Annotated in this window: 17 protein-coding genes and 1 pseudogene; 11 read left to right on the top strand and 7 right to left on the bottom strand. The window is 71.2% G+C overall.

The window, feature by feature from the left end:
* Positions 1–191: 191 nt before the first annotated feature.
* Positions 192–2,000, top strand: a complete 1,809-nt coding sequence (locus AC068D_RS10035) for an alkaline phosphatase family protein (protein WP_478822471.1) — start codon at positions 192–194, stop codon at positions 1,998–2,000.
* A 642-nt stretch (positions 2,001–2,642) separates the two neighbouring features.
* Here AC068D_RS10035 and AC068D_RS10030 read toward each other — a convergent pair.
* The gene (locus AC068D_RS10030; protein ID WP_478822470.1) at positions 2,643–3,404 is read right to left on the bottom strand and encodes a CDP-alcohol phosphatidyltransferase family protein; all 762 of its coding nucleotides are present in this window, start codon (positions 3,402–3,404) and stop codon (positions 2,643–2,645) included.
* Positions 3,405–3,515: 111 nt separating this feature from the next.
* Between AC068D_RS10030 and AC068D_RS10025 the strand changes: the two genes are divergently transcribed.
* From AC068D_RS10025 to AC068D_RS10005, 5 genes and pseudogenes are all read left to right on the top strand, one after another.
* Positions 3,516–4,535 (top strand): zinc-dependent alcohol dehydrogenase, encoded by a 1,020-nt coding sequence (locus AC068D_RS10025; RefSeq protein WP_478822469.1) that lies wholly within the window; start codon positions 3,516–3,518, stop codon positions 4,533–4,535.
* 94 nt (positions 4,536–4,629) lie between these two features.
* On the top strand, positions 4,630–5,028 hold the full coding sequence (locus AC068D_RS10020) for a 6-pyruvoyl trahydropterin synthase family protein (RefSeq protein ID WP_478822468.1): 399 nt from the start codon (positions 4,630–4,632) through the stop codon (positions 5,026–5,028).
* 77 nt (positions 5,029–5,105) lie between these two features.
* The gene (locus tag AC068D_RS10015) at positions 5,106–6,188 is read left to right on the top strand and encodes a glycosyltransferase family 4 protein (protein WP_478822623.1); all 1,083 of its coding nucleotides are present in this window, start codon (positions 5,106–5,108) and stop codon (positions 6,186–6,188) included.
* The gene (locus AC068D_RS10010; protein ID WP_478822467.1) at positions 6,185–7,105 is read left to right on the top strand and encodes a methyltransferase domain-containing protein; all 921 of its coding nucleotides are present in this window, start codon (positions 6,185–6,187) and stop codon (positions 7,103–7,105) included. The genes AC068D_RS10015 and AC068D_RS10010 overlap by 4 nt, the downstream gene beginning before the upstream one ends.
* Positions 7,102–8,103: pseudogene (locus AC068D_RS10005) on the top strand (lysylphosphatidylglycerol synthase transmembrane domain-containing protein); the annotation flags it as partial. The gene AC068D_RS10010 and the pseudogene AC068D_RS10005, both read left to right, overlap by 4 nt.
* On the opposite strand, the gene AC068D_RS10000 reads toward AC068D_RS10005, so the two are convergent.
* Positions 8,002–8,907, bottom strand: coding sequence for a RibD family protein (locus AC068D_RS10000; protein WP_478822622.1), 906 nt, complete (start codon positions 8,905–8,907; stop codon positions 8,002–8,004). The pseudogene AC068D_RS10005 and the gene AC068D_RS10000 sit on opposite strands and share 102 nt — an antisense overlap.
* A gap of 44 nt (positions 8,908–8,951) precedes the next feature.
* A complete protein-coding gene (locus tag AC068D_RS09995) occupies positions 8,952–9,773 on the bottom strand; it encodes a creatininase family protein (RefSeq protein WP_478822621.1) in 822 nt (273 codons plus the stop codon).
* A 213-nt stretch (positions 9,774–9,986) separates the two neighbouring features.
* Between AC068D_RS09995 and ribA the strand changes: the two genes are divergently transcribed.
* The 3 genes from ribA (at position 9,987) to AC068D_RS09980 (ending at position 12,749) form a co-directional block, all read left to right on the top strand.
* Positions 9,987–10,646: a GTP cyclohydrolase II gene (gene ribA, locus AC068D_RS09990; protein WP_478822466.1), complete on the top strand. Its 660-nt coding sequence runs from the start codon at positions 9,987–9,989 to the stop codon at positions 10,644–10,646.
* Positions 10,647–10,807: 161 nt separating this feature from the next.
* A complete protein-coding gene (locus tag AC068D_RS09985; protein ID WP_478822465.1) occupies positions 10,808–11,914 on the top strand; it encodes a hypothetical protein in 1,107 nt (368 codons plus the stop codon).
* A gap of 13 nt (positions 11,915–11,927) precedes the next feature.
* Positions 11,928–12,749: a maleylpyruvate isomerase family mycothiol-dependent enzyme gene (locus AC068D_RS09980; protein ID WP_478822464.1), complete on the top strand. Its 822-nt coding sequence runs from the start codon at positions 11,928–11,930 to the stop codon at positions 12,747–12,749.
* Between the two features lie 60 nt (positions 12,750–12,809).
* On the opposite strand, the gene AC068D_RS09975 is transcribed toward AC068D_RS09980, so the two are convergent.
* Together AC068D_RS09975 and AC068D_RS09970 are read right to left on the bottom strand one after the other, a co-directional pair.
* Positions 12,810–13,460, bottom strand: coding sequence for a hypothetical protein (locus AC068D_RS09975; RefSeq protein WP_478822463.1), 651 nt, complete (start codon positions 13,458–13,460; stop codon positions 12,810–12,812).
* A 237-nt stretch (positions 13,461–13,697) separates the two neighbouring features.
* On the bottom strand, positions 13,698–13,889 hold the full coding sequence (locus AC068D_RS09970) for a hypothetical protein (protein ID WP_030858776.1): 192 nt from the start codon (positions 13,887–13,889) through the stop codon (positions 13,698–13,700).
* 168 nt (positions 13,890–14,057) lie between these two features.
* On the opposite strand from AC068D_RS09970, the gene AC068D_RS09965 reads away from it, so the two are divergent.
* Positions 14,058–15,191 (top strand): glutathione-independent formaldehyde dehydrogenase, encoded by a 1,134-nt coding sequence (locus tag AC068D_RS09965; RefSeq protein ID WP_478822462.1) that lies wholly within the window; start codon positions 14,058–14,060, stop codon positions 15,189–15,191.
* 249 nt (positions 15,192–15,440) lie between these two features.
* Here the strand turns inward: AC068D_RS09965 and AC068D_RS09960 are convergent, their stop codons facing one another.
* Together AC068D_RS09960 and AC068D_RS09955 are read right to left on the bottom strand one after the other, a co-directional pair.
* Positions 15,441–15,890 carry a YybH family protein gene (locus AC068D_RS09960; protein ID WP_478822461.1) on the bottom strand — a complete coding sequence of 150 codons (450 nt, stop codon included), beginning with the start codon at positions 15,888–15,890 and terminating at the stop codon, positions 15,441–15,443.
* A 301-nt stretch (positions 15,891–16,191) separates the two neighbouring features.
* Positions 16,192–17,499 carry a phytase gene (locus AC068D_RS09955; protein ID WP_478822460.1) on the bottom strand — a complete coding sequence of 436 codons (1,308 nt, stop codon included), beginning with the start codon at positions 17,497–17,499 and terminating at the stop codon, positions 16,192–16,194.
* 470 nt (positions 17,500–17,969) lie between these two features.
* On the opposite strand from AC068D_RS09955, the gene AC068D_RS09950 reads away from it, so the two are divergent.
* On the top strand, positions 17,970–18,527 hold the full coding sequence (locus AC068D_RS09950) for a DoxX family protein (RefSeq protein WP_478822459.1): 558 nt from the start codon (positions 17,970–17,972) through the stop codon (positions 18,525–18,527).
* Positions 18,528–18,567 lie beyond the last annotated feature (40 nt).

The following is an 18,567-nucleotide window of genomic DNA, read 5'->3' as shown; positions in this document are numbered from 1 at the left end:
GTGCGCACAACTTCTCATCGGCCACCGAGGCTTAGCCCACCAGTTCGCCCCCACCCACCCCCGGGACCCGCGCACGGAGGGGCCCGGTGCTTGAATCGAAACCGCCGATGAGCCGTACAGATGACTGGCGGCCCGAGCCCCGGGCCCGGGGCTGCCGTACACCACAGGGCCTCGCACGGAAGGACCATTGGGTGTCGCTCTGGACGCGCTCTCGCCAGCTGCCCGATACGGACAACGCAACCACGGAGGAGGTACGGACCACGGACGGCTCCCCTGAGCAGGGGCCGGCCGGTACCGGTACCGATCCGGACGGAGCCGTGAGGGGCAGCCTGCGCAGCAGACACCCGGAAGCCGCCCGGGCCGTGGCGCAGGGAGCCACCGGCCTTGCCGCACTGCTCGTCCTCTTCGCGCTGCTGATGCCGAACGAACTCTCCCGCCTCACACCCGGTGCTTTCGTCCGCATTCCGGTGGAGGCCATCTTCGGCACCGCCTTGCTGCTCGTGCTGCGGCCCAGGGCAGCGAGGCGGGCGGTCGCGGCGGCCGCCGGGGCGGGTCTGGGGCTGCTGACCATCCTGAAGTGCCTCGACATGGGCTTCCACTCGGTGCTGGACCGACCGTTCGACCTGCTCTTCGACTGGGTCCTGCTCGACGACGCCCTGTCCTTCCTCGGGGACTCCGTCGGCCGTGCGGGGGCGATCGGAGCGGTGATCGCGGTCGTGCTCCTCGTCGTCGCGCTGCTCGTTCTCATGGCCCTGGCGGTCGTACGGCTGAGCCGGCTCATGGACCGGCACCGCGCCGTTGCGACCCGCGGCGTCCTCGTCCTCGGGACCGTCTGGATCACCTGCGCGGCGCTGGGCGCACAGCTCGCCGGGGTGCCGGTCGCTTCCCGGACCACGGCCCGCTATGCGCAGAGCAGCGTGCAGCTGGTGAGGGCGAGTCTGGAGGACAGCCAGGCGTTCGCCGAGGAATCCGCCGTCGACGCCTTCCGCGGCACCCCGTCGGACCAGCTGCTGACCAAACTGCGCGGCAAGGACGTCATCTTCACGTTCATCGAGAGCTACGGACGCAGTGCGGTCCAGGATCCGGAGATGGCGTCGCAGGTCGGTGCGGTGCTCGCGGACGGCACCGAGCGGCTGCGGGCGGCCGGCTTCTCCTCGCGCAGCGCCTTCCTCACGTCCCCGACGTACGGCGGCGGCAGCTGGCTGGCCCACTCCACCTTCAACTCGGGGCTCTGGATCAAGAACCAGCGGCGTTACGAGACCCTCACGTCGGGCGACCGCATGACCCTCACCGAGGCCTTCCGGCGCACGGGAGCCTGGCGGACGGTCGGTGTCATGCCGGGCGTCACCCGTTCCTGGCCGGAGGGGAAGTTCTACGGTCTCGACAACGTCTACGACTCCCGGCAGCTCGGCTACAAGGGGCCGAAGTTCAGCTGGACGCCGGTGCCCGACCAGTTCAGCCTTTCGGCGTTCCAGCGTCTGGAGCACGGCAAGCGGGGCCACAAGCCCATGATGGCGGAGATCATTCTCGCCTCCAGCCACAATCCCTGGGCGCCCATACCCAGAATGATCGGCTGGGACGAGATCGGTGACGGCTCGGTCTACGACGCCATCAAGGAGGAGGGCAAGGACCCCGGGGAGGTGTGGGAGGACCCGGCCCAGGTGCGCACCGAGTACCGGCGCGCCATCGAGTACTCGTTGAACAGCCTCATCTCGTACGTGGAGAGGTACGGCGACGACAACACCGTGCTCGTCTTCCTCGGCGACCATCAGCCCGTGTCGACCGTCACGGACGGCAGGCTCGGCAGGGACGTACCGATCGCGATCGTCGCCCACGACAAGACCGTGCTGGACCAGATCTCCGGGTGGGGCTGGCACGAGGGGCTGAAGCCCGGCCCGAAGGCCCCGGTCTGGCGCATGGACACCTTCCGCGACCGCTTTCTGACCGCCTACGGTCCGCAACGGGCACCGGCACCCGCTGCCGCTCCGCGCTCCCGTTGACGCGCCGGGCCGCGGGCTGCCGGTGCCGGTGCCGGCGGAGTGGTTGCCGCCTCCTGGCCGTGGCGCGGCGCCGGTCGGGCAACGGATGAATCACCGACCCGCTCCACCGGTCACGGCGGGCGTTGATCGTGACGTCGCCTCGGGCAGAGCCGGGGTTGCTGCAACGCATGGGCGCCCGCTCGCCGAGGCGGGCCGGCGTGGGCGCCCGCTCGCCGAAGCGGGCCCGTCGGTCCCGGGTTCAGCCGGGTGCAGCCGCGCTCTCCCCCGTCAACCGGCCGGTCCGTCGGCTGCGCTCGCCATGGTCGATGTCCCTGGCCCGGAATTCCTGTCCCGCGCGACCGGCACGGCTGTTGGCCCTGCCGGTGCCGGCATACGGACGAGGCACGTGAACGGGCTGTGCCGGCTGCGGACTCCGTGGCCGCGGCGCCCCGACACGGCACGGCACGGCGGCCGCTGCGGACTCCACCGACTCCACGGGCTCCATGCGACCGACGGGGTGGAAGGCATGTTCCGGCCTCCTCCCGGAACCGGCGGCCCGGAGGTCACCGCCGAGGGGGCTGCGGACGGGGCGTCACCCGCGCGCCGGGGATCCCGTACCTGCCACCCGCGAGCGGCCCGGCTCCCCACCCGTGTTCGGGCCGCTCAGACCCTCTCGTGCCTCAGCTCGCGGACCACCGCCGTGCCTTCATCGATCCTGACGCGCCACAGCCACCTGATGTCGCGGGCGAAGGACCAGACGAGCAGCGCCAGGGCGACGAGGACGACGGCGTGGGCCGCCGGGCGCGGGACGATCGCGGCGGCGACCACGAGAAGGACGATTCCCTGCAGCGCGGCCACCGTCTTGCGGGCGGTGCTCGGAGGAAGCGGTCCGTGCAGCCACGGCAGCACCCGGGCCGCCGCGACGAAGCCGTAGCGCATGGCGCCGATCAGCAGCACCCATGGGCCCAGCGACATGGCGACGTAGACGCTGAGCACGAGGATGAGGAAGGCGTCGACCTCCATGTCGAAGCGCGCACCCAGGGCTGACTCCGTCCCGGTGCGCCGGGCGACTTGGCCGTCGACCGCGTCGAGGACCAGTGCCACCGTGGTGAGGGCCACCAGAACCGCGACCGGTGGCGGGTTCACGAAGGAGTCCGCGACCAGCGCCGTCACTCCCCCGACGAGCGTCGCGCGGGCCAGGGTGACTCCGTTGGCAGGGCCGAACGGCTGCCGTGGCCATGACCGGTACAGGGCGCGGGTGAGCACGGCCCACGTGGCAATCGTGAACACCAGGCCCGTCAGCCATCCGGCGGGCCCCAGTCCGGTCAGCGCGCCGAGAAGGACCAGCAGGAGTGTCTGCGCGCCTGCCCCCGCGGCCGTCTCCGGGCGCACCAGCCTCATGTCGTATGTCCCGCTCAGGGCCACCACGCACCACCTCCAGCCGTGTGACAGATTCGCCGGGCGCCGCGTACCGTGTGCGGCCCCGTGACTATCAGAACGTGAACCATCACCCGAGCGTTCAGCAGGAGATCGCCAATGGAACGCTTTGCACACGCCTTCTGGCTGAGCTCACCCGGACGCGGCGAGATCCGCGAGGTCTCCCTGCCGGAGCCGTCGGGCGACGATGTCGTGGTGCGCACCCTGTACTCCGGGGTGAGCCGGGGCACGGAGAGCCTCGTCTTCCGCGGCGGCGTACCCGAGAACCAGCGCACCACGATGCGGGCGCCGTTCCAGGACGGCGAGTTCCCCGGGCCGGTGAAGTACGGCTACCTCAACGTCGGCCTGGTCGAGGAGGGACCGCGGCACCTCGTCGGCCGCACGGTGTTCTGCCTGTACCCGCACCAGAGCCGGTACGTCGTACCCGCCGGCGCCGTGACCCCGGTCCCGGACAGTGTTCCCGCCGGACGGGCCGTTCTGGCCGGGACGGTGGAGACCGCGGTGAATGCCCTGTGGGACGCCGCGCCGCTGATGGGCGACCGAATCGCCGTCGTCGGAGCCGGCATGATCGGCTGCTCCGTCGCGGCCCTGCTCGTCCGGTACCCCGGCGTCCGCGTGCAGCTGGTCGATGCCGAACCGGCCCGTGCCACCGTCGCCAAGGCGCTCGGCGTCGACTTCGCACTCCCCGAGGACGCCCTGGGCGACTGTGACCTCACCGTCCACGCCAGCGCCACCGAGGACGGACTCGCCCGCTCGCTGGAACTCCTCGCGCCCGAGGGCACGGTGCTGGAGCTGAGCTGGTACGGCGACCGACGGATCCGTCTGCCGCTGGGCGAGGCCTTCCACTCCGGCCGACTGGTCCTGCGCGGCAGCCAGGTGGGGCGGGTCTCCGAGGCACGGCGCTCCCGCCGGACGTTCGCCGACCGGCTCGCACTCTCGCTCGAACTGCTCGCCGACCCCGTCTTCGACGCCCTGATCACCGGTGAGTGCGCCTTCGAGGACCTTCCGTCGGTGATGCCCCGGATCGCCTCCGGCGACCTACCGGGAATGTGCCATCGCGTCCTGTACGACACGGCCGGCGGCGGCTCCACGGCGCGGCGTACGCCGGCCGGACACTGACGACCTGGGCCTTTGAACGCGCCGTACGCTCGGGCCGTACTGAAGGACATGGGCCGCCAGCGGCCTGACACGTCCGACCTGGAGGTCACAGCCGTTGTTCAGCGTCACCGTCCGCGAGCACCTCATGATCGCTCACAGCTTCCGCGGAGAGGTCTTCGGACCCGCACAGCGTCTGCACGGAGCGACGTTCCTTGTGGACGCCACCTTCCGTCGTACCGAGCTGGACTCCGACAACATCGTCGTCGACATCGGTCTCGCCACGACTGAACTGGGCAGTGTCGTCGGCGAGTTCAACTACCGCAATCTGGACGACGAGTCCGAATTCGCCGGTGTCAACACCTCGACGGAGTTCCTCGCCAAGGTCATCGCCGATCGTCTCGCCGACCGGGTGTACGCCGGGGCGCTGGGCGAGGGTGCCCGCGGCCTGACCGGCATCACGGTCACCCTGCACGAGTCGCACATCGCGTGGGCGAGCTACGAGCGGGATCTGTGAGAGCGGGCTCCGTGGAGGCCGGCTCCGTGAACCCCGAAGCCACCACCGGCACGCCCGAGCGTGTGGTGCGTGTGGTGATGCCCGGCGGCGTCGGGGATCCGGCGGCGCCGAGCGGCGGCAACACCTACGACCGCAGGGTGTGCCGGGACCTGCCCCGGGTCGGCTGGCAGGTCGACGAGCACGCCGTCGCGGGCGACTGGCCGCAGCCCGGAGCCGCCGCACGCACGGAACTGGCCCGAATACTCGAGGAGTCGCAGGACGGCTCCATCGTCGTCCTCGACGGACTCGTGGCCTGCCCGGTCCCCGAGATCATCACCCCCGAGGCGGAACGGCTGCGGCTGGTGGTGCTGCTGCATCTGCCGCTGGGGGACGAGACAGGACTTGCCCCGGAGACGGCCGCGGCCCTTGATGCCGCGGAGCGCAGGACCCTGCGGGCCGTGGCGGCTGTCGTGGCGACGAGCGACTGGGCGGCCCGCAGGCTGGTGGACCACCACGGGCTCGACCCGGCCAGGGTCCATGTGGCCGCACCCGGATCCGACATCGCTCCCCTGGCGCCGGGCTCGTCGTCCGGCACCACCGGCGCCCCGCGCCTGCTCTGTGTCGCGTCGGTGACGCCGCGCAAGGGCCAGGACCGCCTGGTGGAGGCGCTGGCATCCCTCGCCGACGTGCCGTGGAGCTGTGAGTTCGTCGGCGGTCTGGGCCAGGATCCCGGCTTTGTCTCCCGGCTCCGGGAGCTGATCGACGGGTACGGCCTCGGCGACCGGATACGGCTCGCGGGCCCCCGGACCGGAGCCGAGCTGAACGCGAGCTACGCCGCCGCCGACCTCCTGGTGCTCGCCTCGCACGCGGAGACGTACGGCATGGCCGCGACCGAGGCACTCGCTCGAGGCGTTCCCGTCCTGGCAACGGCCGTCGGCGGACTGCCGCAGGCGGTCGGACAGGCACCGGACGGGAGCGTGCCGGGGGTGCTCGTACCGCCGGAGGACCCGGCGGCACTCACCGCGGCGTTGCGCCACTGGCTGAACGAGCCCGGCGAACGCCACCGTTCGAAGCTGGCCGCGCGAGGACGGCGCACCGCGCTGGCCGGCTGGGAGACGACCTCGCGGAATCTGGCCAAAGTGCTGGAGCAACTCCGGCAGCAACCCCGGAGGACCATATGACGACGACCGACGCACCTCGTTTCGCCCCCGAGTGGCTCGCACTGCGGGAGAGCGCCGACGCCGGTGCCCGCGCACCCGAACTCCTCGACCCGCTGCAGCGGCACCTCACGGACCCGACACGGCACGATGCCGGGCTGGTGATCCGCGACCTCGGCTGCGGCACCGGTTCCATGGGGCGCTGGCTCGCCCCCCGGCTGAACGGCCCCCAGCACTGGATCCTGCACGACCACGATCCGGACCTGCTCGAACTCGCCGCCGCGCAGATGCCCCGGACGGCCGCCGACGGCAGCCCGGTCACGGTGTCGACGGAACGCGGTGACATCGCGCACCTGACCGCCGACGTGCTCTCCGGCACCTCGCTGGTGACGGCGTCCGCCCTGCTGGACCTGCTCACCCGCGAGGAGTTGGCCGGGCTCGCCGCGGCCTGCGCCGGAGCTGGCTGCCCGGCACTGCTGGCACTCTCCGTGGTGGGCCGGGTCGACCTCACTCCGGCCGACCCACTGGATTCCGAGATCACCGAAGCGTTCAACGCCCACCAGCGCAGGGTCGACAGCGGCCGGCGACTCCTGGGCCCCGACGCCGTCGCGGCGGCGTCCGTGGCCTTCGCACGGCAGGGCCTGCACGTGAGGGTGCAGCCGAGCCCCTGGCGGCTCGGGCCCGCGGCCGGCCCTTCGACGGGTCGGGCCGACGGTGCGGCGATCGGTTCCGCGATCGACTCCGCCATCGACTCCGCGCTGGTGGCGGAGTGGCTGCGCGGCTGGGTCGGCGCCGCCTGCGAACAGCGGCCGGACCTCGCACCCCAGGCCGATGCGTACGTGCAGCGGCGCCTGGCGGCCTGCGAGGCGGGCGAACTGCGGGTGGTGGTGCACCACAGCGATGTGCTGGCCCTTCCCGGCCAGGCGGGCGGCGCGTCATGAACCCGCAGCCGGCCCTCGCGGGCCGGGGGGTGCGGGCAGCACGCGCGGGCCGGGCTGCCCGGGCGGTCCGCGCCCGGCTCGGCATGCTCGCCGGAGCGGCCATCCTCGTGGCGATGCTGTGGTGGCAGGGCACCGGCGCCTTCCTGGACGGCCTGCGCGGGATCGACGGCCCCACCTTCCTGGCCGCCCTCGGGCTCGGCCTGCTCACCACGGTGCTGAGCGCGTGGCGCTGGTGCCTGGTGGCCCGGGGCCTGAACATCCGGCTGCCGATGGGCCGCGCCGTCTGCGACTACTACCGCGCTCTGTTCCTGAACGCGGCGCTGCCCGGCGGCGTCCTCGGCGATGTCCACCGAGCGGTGCGGCACGGGCAGAGCGCCGGTGACCTCGGCCGGGGAGTCCGCGCGGTCGTCCTCGAACGGGTCGCGGGCCAGGTGGTGCTGGTCGCGGCCGGTGTGGCCCTGCTGTTCACGCAGTCCTCACCGGCGCTGGCGGAGGCCGGTCACGCCGTGCACCGTCTCGCCACGGCACCGGGCGCCGTGGCGGTCCTCGTCGTACTGTGCGGCCTCGTGATCGCCGGTGCGTTCCGGCTCCGCGGAAGGCCGGACGCATCGCGCCGGAGCCGCGCAGTCCGGGCCGCGCTGGCCGAGGCACGCGCCGGACTGCTGTCCCGCCGCAGTTGGCCCGGTGTGCTGCTCTCGTCCGTCGTGGTGCTGGCGGGACATCTCGGCATGTTCCTGCTCGCCGCCCGGGCCGCCGGATCCACAGCGCCGGCGGCCGAGTTGCTGCCTCTGATGGTGCTGGCGCTGCTCGCGATGGCACTGCCGTTGAACATCGGCGGCTGGGGGCCCAGGGAAGGAGTCACGGCCTGGGCCTTCGGAGCCGCGGGCCTCGGCGCGTCACAGGGGCTGACCGTCGCCGTGGTCTACGGACTCCTCGCCTTCGCCGCCAGCCTGCCCGGCATCGCTGTGCTCGTCGCCCAGTGGCTCACCGGGCTGCGGCGTGCCGAGGTCGAGCTCGAAGAGGGTGTCGTCGCCGAGTACGGCGCGGCGCACCGGCGGACGGAGTGCGTCGCGCATCAACTCCGGGCCGTGGAAGGCGAGACCCGGGACGCCGTCGCCGATCAGAACCGGCGCCACGGTGACGTACAGCCGGTGCAGCGCGCCGGTGTGGAGGAAGCGCGAGACGGTGACGCCGCCGCCCTCGACCAGCACGCGGCCCAGGCCGCGCCGCGCCAGCTCGTTCACCAGGTTTCGGGGGGCGAATGCCTCACGGTCGGACAGGACCAGCACATCGACGCCGTCCCTTCCCGAAACGGCCTTCTCCCGACCGCTGCCGGCGCCCACCACCCACAGGGTCGGCGCCGCTCCGTCGCTGAACACACGGTGCCCGAGCGGTACGCGGCCGTGCGGATCGAGCACGACGCGGACCGGGTTGTCGCCGGCGCAGGCACGGACCGTCAGCTGGGGATCGTCGGCGACGGCGGTGCCGGCACCGACGACCACCGCGTCGGCGAGCGCACGCATCCGGTGCAGATGTTCGCGGTCCTCCTCGCCGGTGACGTAGTCGGCGTCGCCGGTGCGGGTCGCGATGAAACCGTCCAGGCTCTGCCCGAGTTGCGCGAACGTGAAGCGCGGACCGGCCAGGCACAGCGGCAGATAGCGGTCGGCGAGGACGTCGGCCCCGGGCGAGGCGTCCGGCCAGCGGAGCCGGCCGTCCGTGTCCCGGCGCAGCCCGGCGGCCCCGGCGTCCGCCGCGGACCGGATGCGGAGCAGCCGCTCCCAGGCTCCCGCTGCGTCGAGCACGTCTGCGTGCTGCCCGGCGCTGCCGCTCCCAGCGGCGCGGCCGGTCACCGCGTTCCCCGCGGGGCGTCGGCGGACCCGGGCGAGCCCGCCGCGTCCTCGACGTCGGACGAACGGACCGGGGGCTCGGCCGGAGTGAGCAGGGCGAGGTATTCGGCGAAGGAGTCCACGAGGCCGGCCAGCAATTCCTTGCCCTTGTCCGCCGACGCGAGGGACGGGCGCCCGATCACGCCGGTCTCCGTATAGGCACCCATACCGAGGGTCAACAGGTGCTCCCGGTCATCGGCAAGACAATCGGCGGTTTCATAACCGGGACGGATCAGTTCTGGATGGTCGTGCAACAGGATGGAGGTCTCCACTTCTCCCGCATGCATATCGCTGTGCGAGGACGTCTGGACACCGGCCCGGTCCCGTGCAGCATTCCAGTCGGCCGACCCGGGAAAAAGCGCCATGCGAGTTCCACTGCCGGCGGATTCCTGAACAACGTTCCGCAGCACATAGTTTCCGCCGTGTCCATTGATCAGAACCAGGCTATTGATTCCGGAGCGGCGGAGGGATTCGGCGATGTCCCGCACCACGGCATGGAGGGTCGCGGCGGAAATACTGACGGTCCCCGGCCATGCGGCGTGCTCGTGCGAACAGGAGATCGTCAGGGGAGGGAGGCAGTGAACGGGATGGGCGGCAGCGATCTCCCGGGCGATCGCGCAGGCTATGACCGTGTCGGTCATCAGCGGGAGAAACGGCCCATGTTGCTCGAAGCTGCCGATGGGAAGGACGGCCACAGCGGCCCGTCCGGCCCTCACGTCCTCCGTCGTCGTGTCCAGCGGCAGCAGACCGAATGCCGGCAGTCGCGGTTGTGGGCCACCCATGTCCCCGAACCCTTCTTTCCTCGTTCCACAAGAAAACGGCCGCCCGGGCGGCCCGAATTGGACGCGCACGGACGGACGTTCATCCACGTCCATGAGAGCAGGTTGTGCAAGTCCCGTGGACCTATTGGTCGAACATCATGAACCAACAGGTCAGTCGAGATTTTCTCGCCGATTTCCAGCCCGTCACCAGAGGTTACCCGATAGGATCAGGCCATGATAGATATCGATGACGCCCAGCCCGACAGCGCCTCCCGCACCTCGGGTGTCGAACGCGTGGCAAGTGTCCGGCTCTCCACCGAGCACGGCGTTTTCCTCGCTGTCGGCTACCTCGACCGCAATCGCGGCGAGGAACAAATAGCCTTGGTTTACGGGGATGTCGAGGGCGAGGGCGCCCTTACCCGGCTGCATTCCGAGTGCCTGACCGGAGATGCCTTCGGGTCGAAGCACTGCGAGTGCGGGGACCAGTTGTCCGCTGCGCTTCGCACCATCGCGAGCGAGGGACGCGGCGTCCTCGTCTATCTCCAGGGCCACGAGGGCCGCGGAATAGGCCTGTTGGCCAAGCTCCAGGCGATGCAGTTGCAGGCGGAGGGACTCGACACCGTCGAGGCGAACCTCGCTCTCGGACTCCCGGCCGACGCCCGCGACTACCGGGTGGCCGCGGAGATCCTGCACGACCTCGGGGTGCGATCCGTACGGCTGCTGTCGAACAACCCGCTCAAGCGCGCGGCGTTGCTGGAGCACGGCATCGAGATCAGCGAGCAGGTGCCGCTGCTCACGCAGCCGCGCGAGGAGAACATCTTCTATCTGCGCACCAAGCGGGAACGCATGGGCCACCACCTTCCGCACCTGGATCGTGTGGCCGACCAGTTCTGAGGCAGCGGCACGGGATGCCCCGTTCCGCCGGGCGTCGGCGATGCCCGGGACCCGGGCGGGCAGTGCGGCGGGGACTCTGCCGGCGGCAGCCCGTCCCCGCGACGGACACCCATGGCCAAAGGTGTTGCTCAGCGTTTGCACCGCCGGGGAAGATCTCGGCCGTGACCATCATCCTTGCCGTCATCACCGCTGCTCTCTTCGCCTGGCTGGGCTGGATCCTCCTGGGTCCTGCACGCCTCGCGCGCTGGGCCCGCACCAGGTTCGTACCGGCCGAATACGGACTCGTGCCCCGGGAACAGCTCGATCCGCGGCGCGCCGGACCGCCCTTGGCGCCCTATCGGTACAAGGAGATGCAGGCCGTCGCGGACGCGGCCCTGGACGGCGACTGGCGGCCTGCGGCCGCGTATGTGGACGCCACGGGCCAGGACTGGGACGAGCGCTGGTCCCGGACGGAGTTGCTGCAGGAGATCGCCGACGCATCGGACGCATGGCTGAACAGCTGGCGCGAGGCTCAGCCCGACAACTGCGACGCCGCCACCCTCCATGCCCAACTGCTGCTGCACCGGGCCTGGGAGATCCGCGGCACGGAGTACGCGCACAAGGTCCCCACCAACCGGATGAACACGTTCCGGGAGCTGCTTCCCGCTTCGATCACCGCCGCGAAGCACGCAGCGGAACTCGACCCGCTGAACCCGGGACCGTGGGTCGTGATGGTCACCGCCGCCCGCGGCGTCCAGTACTCCGGCGCGCAGTTCCGCCCACTGTGGGAGGGACTCGTCGCGCGCGCCCCGTACCACTACGACGGCCATTGGCAGGCTCTGCAGTACTGGTGCGCCAAGTGGTTCGGCTCCGACGAGCTGATGCTGGACTTCGCGGAGCGCGCCGTACGGTACGCGCCGCCCGGCAGTCCCCTCGCAGGCATGTACCTGCACGCGCTCGACGAGCTCGAGAAAGCCTCGTCGACCATCCCCTCGTCCTCCCGGACACTGCTGGCCGTCGTGGCCGACTCGCTGAACCGGGTCCCGGACGGCCACGAGCGTCTGCCGCAGCTCCGCCACAAGCTGGCCTTCCGCCTGGGCCGGGCCGGTCTGCACGCTGCGGCGCTGGACCAGTTCAGACGTATCGGCCCCTGGTGCGGCGCTGCCCCCTGGAGCAAGAATGGCGACCCGGTCGCCGCGTTCGACCTCGCCCGGGCGAGCGCCGCGAAGAAGTCCGGCGCGAGCCGGGCCACGACCGCCGGGGACCGGATCATGCCTGGACACTCGTGAGGGGAGCGGCGGCGTGGAATCAGTGACGTGGCAGGAGGCACGGACCGTTCTGCCCGAGGGGCTCGCCGATGCGATACGCGGCACCGCCGGGGAGATCGCGGCCCTGCTGCGCGGGGCCACCGACACCGGTGCGCCCGTGCCCGGGTCGGAGTGGACCGTCGGGGAGGCGGCAGCGCACCTGGCGCAGGCGAACGAGCTGATGGCCGCTGTCGCGGCGGGCGAGGAGCGCAGCCACGGGGACGGCACCCCGCAGAGTCTCGCCCTGGCCAACGAGCGTGCGCTCGCCGCGTTCGACGAGCGTGGAGCCGGTCCGCTGGCCGACATGATCACGGAACAGGCCGAGGCCTTCCTGCTGGCGGTGGCCCGGCCCGGGGCGGCGGAGTGGACTCCGGTCACCCCACTGGGGCCGATGAGCCCGGCCGTACTGGGCTCGTACCTGCTGACGCACATGCTCGGCCACGGCTACGATCTCGCCCGGGCGCTTGGACGGCCGCACATGATCGACCGCGCCCGGGTCGAGCTCTGTCTGCCCTTCCTGATCGTCGCCATGCCGAGGGTCGCCGACGCGGCCGCCACGGCAGGGCTGACCGCCCGCTACACGGTCCGGCTGCGGGGCGGCGCCGGCTTCGGTGTGACCTTCGCCGACGGCGCGGTGACCGTGCAGCAGCCGCCGGGCCCCTCGGACTGCACGATCCTCACCGAGCCGGTCGCCTTCCTCCTGATGGCGCTCGGCCGCCGTGGCCCCTGGGCAGCCATGGCCCGGGGCGGCGTACTCGCCTGGGGTCGCAAGCCCTGGCTCGCTCCCCGCTTCCCGACGCTCTTCACCGCGCCCTGAGCCCGTCCCTACGGGCCCGCCCCGGAGCAGCCGCACGCCGCCCGGTCGGGTCGACGGCACTCAGTGGGTGAGCAGCATGTAGGTGTTCTCCAGCTCGTCCTGCACGACGTGTGCCTCTCCCGCGACCGTGCGTACGGACAGGTCCTCGGCCGGGGTGTACACCTGGTACTCCCAGCCCTGCGGGAGCTGCAGCCGTTCACCGAGCGTGGCCAGGGACCGCATCGTCAGGCTGTCGTCCACGGTGTGGGAGTACGCCTGCAGGACATAGGTCCGGCCCTCGGGTGCGAGCAGTGCGTGCACCGGCCTGCCGGCCGACAGGATGTACCGCGTGTCCCGTTTGACCGTGGTGTCGACGTAGAACTTCTTGCTCCCGCGGGGGTCGACCCCGGCGGGAATGCTGACTTCGGCCACCCGCTGGGCCTGCAGCCCGCCGAACGTCTCCGTCTCGCCCTTCTCGTCCCATGTCGTGATCTCGTCGATCGTCCAGTAGCGGGGTCCGTTCAGGAACACCATCGGCACCTGGAACTCATCCGCCAGTTCACGGGGGTTGAGCGCGTTCCACTGGTCCAGCGGACAGTCGTTGACACCGAGGGTGTTGTAGACCGCCGCCTTGAGCCCGCCGCCCTCACCGGGTGAGATGAGCAGAACCTCGCCGTAGCGGGCGTTTCGCAGACCGCTCATGTGCCGGGCCGCTTTCGTCGTGTGTGACATCGCTGCTCCTCTTCTCACAGCCCCTCCGCGCGCTTGCGCGGAGACGGGCTGTGGGGGGGAAGGACCGCCGTCGCAAGCCCGCGGCACTGCCGCGGGCCGTCCACACATCGAGCACAACACACCCATGGGCAAGTCGCACGGCGTCACGGGACGACGATCGGCGCGCAGGTCTCGACGGCCGGCGATCGGCGCACTCGATGCCGGGTACCCGGAGGTGCGCTCAGCCTGCGGCGATGCTCAACGGTCGGCGATGTCCTCGCGAAGACCGTCGGAGAATTCCCACCACGAAAGAGGAAGCCAGTCGCCGTTGACGAAGCCGTCGACCGTCGCGCCGCGACCGCGGACAGTCACGGTCGTTCCCGGCGGATAGGTGGTGCCGGACAGCCCGGGTACGGCGACCAGCAGGGTTCCGAGCCGCTGTGCAGCCACTTTTCTCCCTCCCTCTCCATTTCTCGGGTGCGGTACCAGGAAGGTATTCATCCAGAGATTACCGGCTTGTCCGATCGCGCAGGCGGGAGAATCATGAGAGATGGGTCACGCAGAAAGAGCGGACAGGGGCGGGCAATCACGTGCATCGCGGAGTGGAGGTCGGCAGCCATGAAAGCCGTTGTGTACAAGGGACCGTTCACGGTGGCGGTCGAAGATGTTGAAATGCCGAAGATCCAGCATCCGAACGATGTGGTCGTACGGGTCACGTCCACCGCTATATGCGGCTCTGACCTGCACATGTACGAGGGCCGCACAGCGGCCGAGCCCGGGATCGTGTTCGGCCACGAGAACATGGGAATCATCGAGGAAATGGGCCAGGGCGTCACTTCGCTCAAGAAGGGCGACCGCGTGGTCATGCCCTTCAATGTCGCCTGCGGATTCTGCACGAATTGCGTCGAGGGGTTCACCGGTTTCTGTCAGACCGTCAATCCCGGCTTTGCCGGAGGCGCTTACGGCTACGTCGCCATGGGCCCGTGGCCCGGCGGCCAGGCGGAATATCTCCGCGTTCCCTACGCCGACTTCAACTGCCTGAAGCTGCCGCCCGGGAACGAGCACGAGACCGACTTCATGCTCCTCGCGGACATCTTCCCCACCGGCTACCACGGCTGTGAACTCGCCCAGGTGCGCCCGGGCGAGAGCGTCGCGGTGTACGGCGGCGGGCCGGTCGGGCTCATGGCCGCCTACTCGGCACTGCTGCGCGGTGCCAAGAAGGTGTTCGTGGTGGACCGCGTTCCCGAACGACTGCAGAAGGCAGAGGAGATAGGCGCTGTCCCGATCAACTTCGCCGAGGGCGACCCGGTGGAGCAGATCAAGGGGATGACCGAGGGCGTCGGCACGGACAAGGGTGTGGATGCGGTCGGCTACCAGGCGATGGCGCACGGCACGGAACGCGAGGAGCCCGCAACGGTCCTGAACTCGCTCGTCGGCACGGTCCGGCCCACCGGGGCACTCGGAATACCTGGCCTCTACGTGCCGGCCGACCCGGGAGGCCCCGACGAGGAGGCCAAGCACGGAATGCTTCTCGTCTCGATCGGCAAGCTCTTCGAGAAGGGCCTGCGGCTGGGGACGGGGCAGTGCAACGTGAAGCGGTACAACCGCTACCTGCGCGACATGATCATCGAGGGCAGGGCCAAGCCCAGCTTCGTCGTGTCGCACGAACTGCCCCTGGACCAGGCACCGTCGGCGTACGACAAGTTCGACAAGCGCATCGAGGGCTACACCAAGGTCATCCTGCACCCGTAGACCGGAAGGCGGACCGTTCCCGGTTGCCGAGCCCGACGGCCGAGAACGCCTGACGACCGGAGACGGTGCGGAACGAACCGGCACCGGAACGACCTGACACCGGAACAGCCGGACCGCCCGGGCAGCCGGACAGCCCGGACAGCCCGAAGGGCTCAGGTCCCGGAAGATCACGAACCCGGAGCGACGCTGCTCACCCATCGTGGAGAGCGTCCGTCGCTCCGGGCCTTCGTTCCGGGGCCGGTCACGGCATCAGGCGTCCGCGTGCCGCTCCGTGCCGGGATCGGGCGTGGCCGCCGCGTCGACCGAGGTGTCGGGGAACGAATGGTGCTCGTGCGCGACGACCCACCGGCCCTGCTCCCTGCGCAGTCCGAGAGTGAGTCTCAGGCGGAGCCGCGGCTGCTCGGCGAGCTCCCGCGGCGTCCCGCAGCGCAGCAGGGCGTGGGCGAAGGCGACGTCGTCACCGGCGGTGATGTCGAGCGACACGATCTCGAACGAGGCTCCTTGCCGCTGCCATTCGAAGAACGGCGGCCAGGTCTCCCGATAGGCGTCGATGCCCCGTGCGCCCTCGAACGGGGGTGGGACGTCGAACATCACGATGTCGTCGGAATGGTCCGCCAGCACACCGCTCAGGTCACCCCGGTGCACCGCTGCCGCCCATTCCTCGATCAGGGTTCGGATCTGCTTCTCGTTGTCGGACATGGCCGGGCTCACGCTCCTTTCGACGGTTGCACGACCTGAAGGTGGAGACTCTCCCTCCCAGCGGAACTCATCGCCCGTCCATGCGCAGCCGAACGCTCCGCCCTCGGCGCGATGCCCCCGTCTGCGAGCGCGAGGACGTCGGCTCGTCCTCCGATGTCCCGTCCTCACTCCCTCCGACCGCGACGCGGGGTCGTCCGCCGCCTTCACCCCGACCGCCGGCCCACCGGGCGTCCGGCGCTTCGCAACCGCGGTCGACGGCGCGCCACGGAGGGAGGCCGCGGCCTGAACGGAGGGAGCCCGCTCAGTCGTCGATGCGCTTCATCACGTCGCCGAGGTCCACGAACTTGAAGCCGGTGGCCTCGCGGTCACCGTCGGCCGGCGTGTCATGGCCGTCCTGGACCACGAGCAGCCCGTGCGGGTACTTCCGGCCGAGCGGGGCGTTCAGGACGGCGGCGCCGTCGCACTCCTCCGAGCCGTCCAGGGCGGCCGACGCGGCGGCGACGCGGAAGCCGCCCTCGTACTCGTTGGCGTCCTCCAATTCCCTGTCGTACAGGGCGAAGGTGTTGTCGCCCTGACTGGAGGCCAGCACATACCCGTCACCATCGGGCTCGGTCAGCAGTGTCAGACCCTCGACGTCGGCGGCGAGGTGCGAGCCGCCGTGGCCCGGGTCGGCGCCCGGGGTGCACTCCTCGGTCTCCTCGTCGTACACGCCCGGGACGCCGAATTCGCGGACCTTGTCCATGAGCTTCGGCGTCCCGGTGAGGTCGGCCCGGATCCGCCAGACGCCGACGTCCTCCTGGCCCGCGTAGAGCATGCCGTTGGCCGGGTCGACGACCATGCCCTCGACCTGGGGGAGTTCGTCCGGCTCGGCACACGGCGTCCAGGAGGTCCCGCCCGGGAGCCGGAAGGAGGACGGCAGGTCCAGTGTGCGGACCGTGCGGTAGGTGACGGTGCCGTCGGCCGTGGGGCGGAGTTCCAGCAGGGCGACGGCGGTCCGGTTGCGCCGGCTGACCACGGCGTAGGAACGTCCGCTGGCCCTGTCGGTCCAGGTGGCCAGGCCGTATGCGGTCCTCTGCTTGTTGATCTCGTCCTGGTCCTCGGAGAAGACGGGCGGAGCCGCGGGGTCGGTGACATCGGTCAGCGGGCCGCCGGGACGAGTGCGGTCGATGCGGTAGAACCGCAGCCGGTCGTGTCCCCGGTCGGTGGTGACGGCGAGATCGGCGCGGCCGTCCCGCAGCCGCAGCCCCTGGACCAGGTCCACGTTGTTGAACCGGCCGGGGGCATCGTCCGGGCGCTGCGCGGGAGGCGCCGAGATGGACTGGACCGGTCGTGCGTCGAGGTCGTAGACCCGCAGTCCGCCCTCCTTGGCCGTCGCGATCACCAGGCTGCGGTCCGGGTCGGCGGTGTTGCGCCAGATCGCCGGGTCGTCGGCGTTGGCGTTGCCGCCCGCCTCGTCGTCGTACAGGGTGGGCGCCTCGGCGCGCGGCGTGACGGCGGGCAGCGAGGCGGAGCCAGGGGTACGGGCCTCGGCGGGCACGGCTGCGGTGAGCGCCGCAAGGAGCGTACCCAGGACGACGGTGGTCGGCCGGGTGGTACGGGACCTGCTCACGTTGCACTCCTCGATGTCGGGGACATGGCGACTACCCGGTGAGGGTGGAAGCGGGAGGTGACGTCCCGGCGTCCTGCGCACGGTGTATTCATGTGCACGTCATGAACTCGGCCGTTGCCGCACTGCCTTCCAGCATCGCTCCCTGGACGGTCCCCGTCGGCGAGGAGGAGTATCGACGGTGAGGGGTGCCTCGTCCACGGCCCCTCCACGAGGCGGAAGAGCCTGCGGCGGAAGAGCCTGCGCGGCAGCACCGTCCCCCTTGCACAGCGGCCCCGTCCCGCCCCGGCCATCGCACACCCGGGCACCGGGGACCCGGGAGGCCCTCCGGCGGACACCGGGCAGGGCCGCCGATATCCCGTTACGCAGCGGCGCGGGCGCCTCGACAACCGTTCCACCCGGCCGCGCCGACGACCGGCACCCCGTACCCCGGCGGCCCCGGCCGAGTATCGGCGCAGGGAGGTGATTCCACGATGAACACGTCCACCGAGAGCGCCCGGCACTCCCCCGCCCACGGCGGGGCACCGGCGCCGCTGACGGTCGGTGCCGCCGACGTCGGGCTGCTGCTGCTGCGACTGGCCGCGGGCGTGATCCTGGCCGGGCACGGCGCCCAGAAGCTGTTCGGCGCACTCGGCGGCCCGGGACTGGACGCGACGGGGAAGGGATTCACGGACCTCGGCTACCGGCCCGGTGCCGTGTACGCCGGTCTGGCGGGAACCTCCGAGTTCCTCGGCGGCCTCGGGCTCGTACTCGGACTGCTCACCCCGCTCGCCGCCGCGGCGATCGTCGGGGTGATGATCAACGCCATGGCCGTCGCCGAGAAGCTGGACCTGTGGGCGGCCACTGGATTGGCCTACCCCATGACCCTCGCCGTGGCCGCGCTCACGGTGGCCGCCGTGGGCCCCGGAAGTCTCGCGGTCGACCGGCTCTTCCCCTGGCGCAACGGCGGATGGGGATCCGTGGGTTTCGCCCTGGTCGCGGGCGGCATCGGGGCCGCGGTCGTACTCGCGCTGCGCGGCAGCCCGGGGTGACGGTGACGTCCTGACGCAGCCCTGGGACGGGAGCGGACCG

It is taken from the genome of Streptomyces sp. NPDC043861, assembly GCF_056435905.1.
This window is presented reverse-complemented; position numbering and strand designations above follow the sequence as displayed.

Coding starts and splice junctions, on each gene's coding strand:
- AC068D_RS09975 (WP_478822463.1), bottom strand. CDS start 13,460: ATGTCACACACGACGAAAGCGGCCCGGCACATGAGCGGTCTGCGAAAC.
- AC068D_RS09995 (WP_478822621.1), bottom strand. CDS start 9,773: ATGGGTGGCCCACAACCGCGACTGCCGGCATTCGGTCTGCTGCCGCTG.
- AC068D_RS10010 (WP_478822467.1), top strand. CDS start 6,185: ATGACGACGACCGACGCACCTCGTTTCGCCCCCGAGTGGCTCGCACTG.
- AC068D_RS09950 (WP_478822459.1), top strand. CDS start 17,970: ATGAACACGTCCACCGAGAGCGCCCGGCACTCCCCCGCCCACGGCGGG.
- AC068D_RS10025 (WP_478822469.1), top strand. CDS start 3,516: ATGGAACGCTTTGCACACGCCTTCTGGCTGAGCTCACCCGGACGCGGC.
- AC068D_RS10015 (WP_478822623.1), top strand. CDS start 5,106: ATGCCCGGCGGCGTCGGGGATCCGGCGGCGCCGAGCGGCGGCAACACC.
- ribA (WP_478822466.1), top strand. CDS start 9,987: ATGATAGATATCGATGACGCCCAGCCCGACAGCGCCTCCCGCACCTCG.
- AC068D_RS09965 (WP_478822462.1), top strand. CDS start 14,058: ATGAAAGCCGTTGTGTACAAGGGACCGTTCACGGTGGCGGTCGAAGAT.
- AC068D_RS09960 (WP_478822461.1), bottom strand. CDS start 15,890: ATGTCCGACAACGAGAAGCAGATCCGAACCCTGATCGAGGAATGGGCG.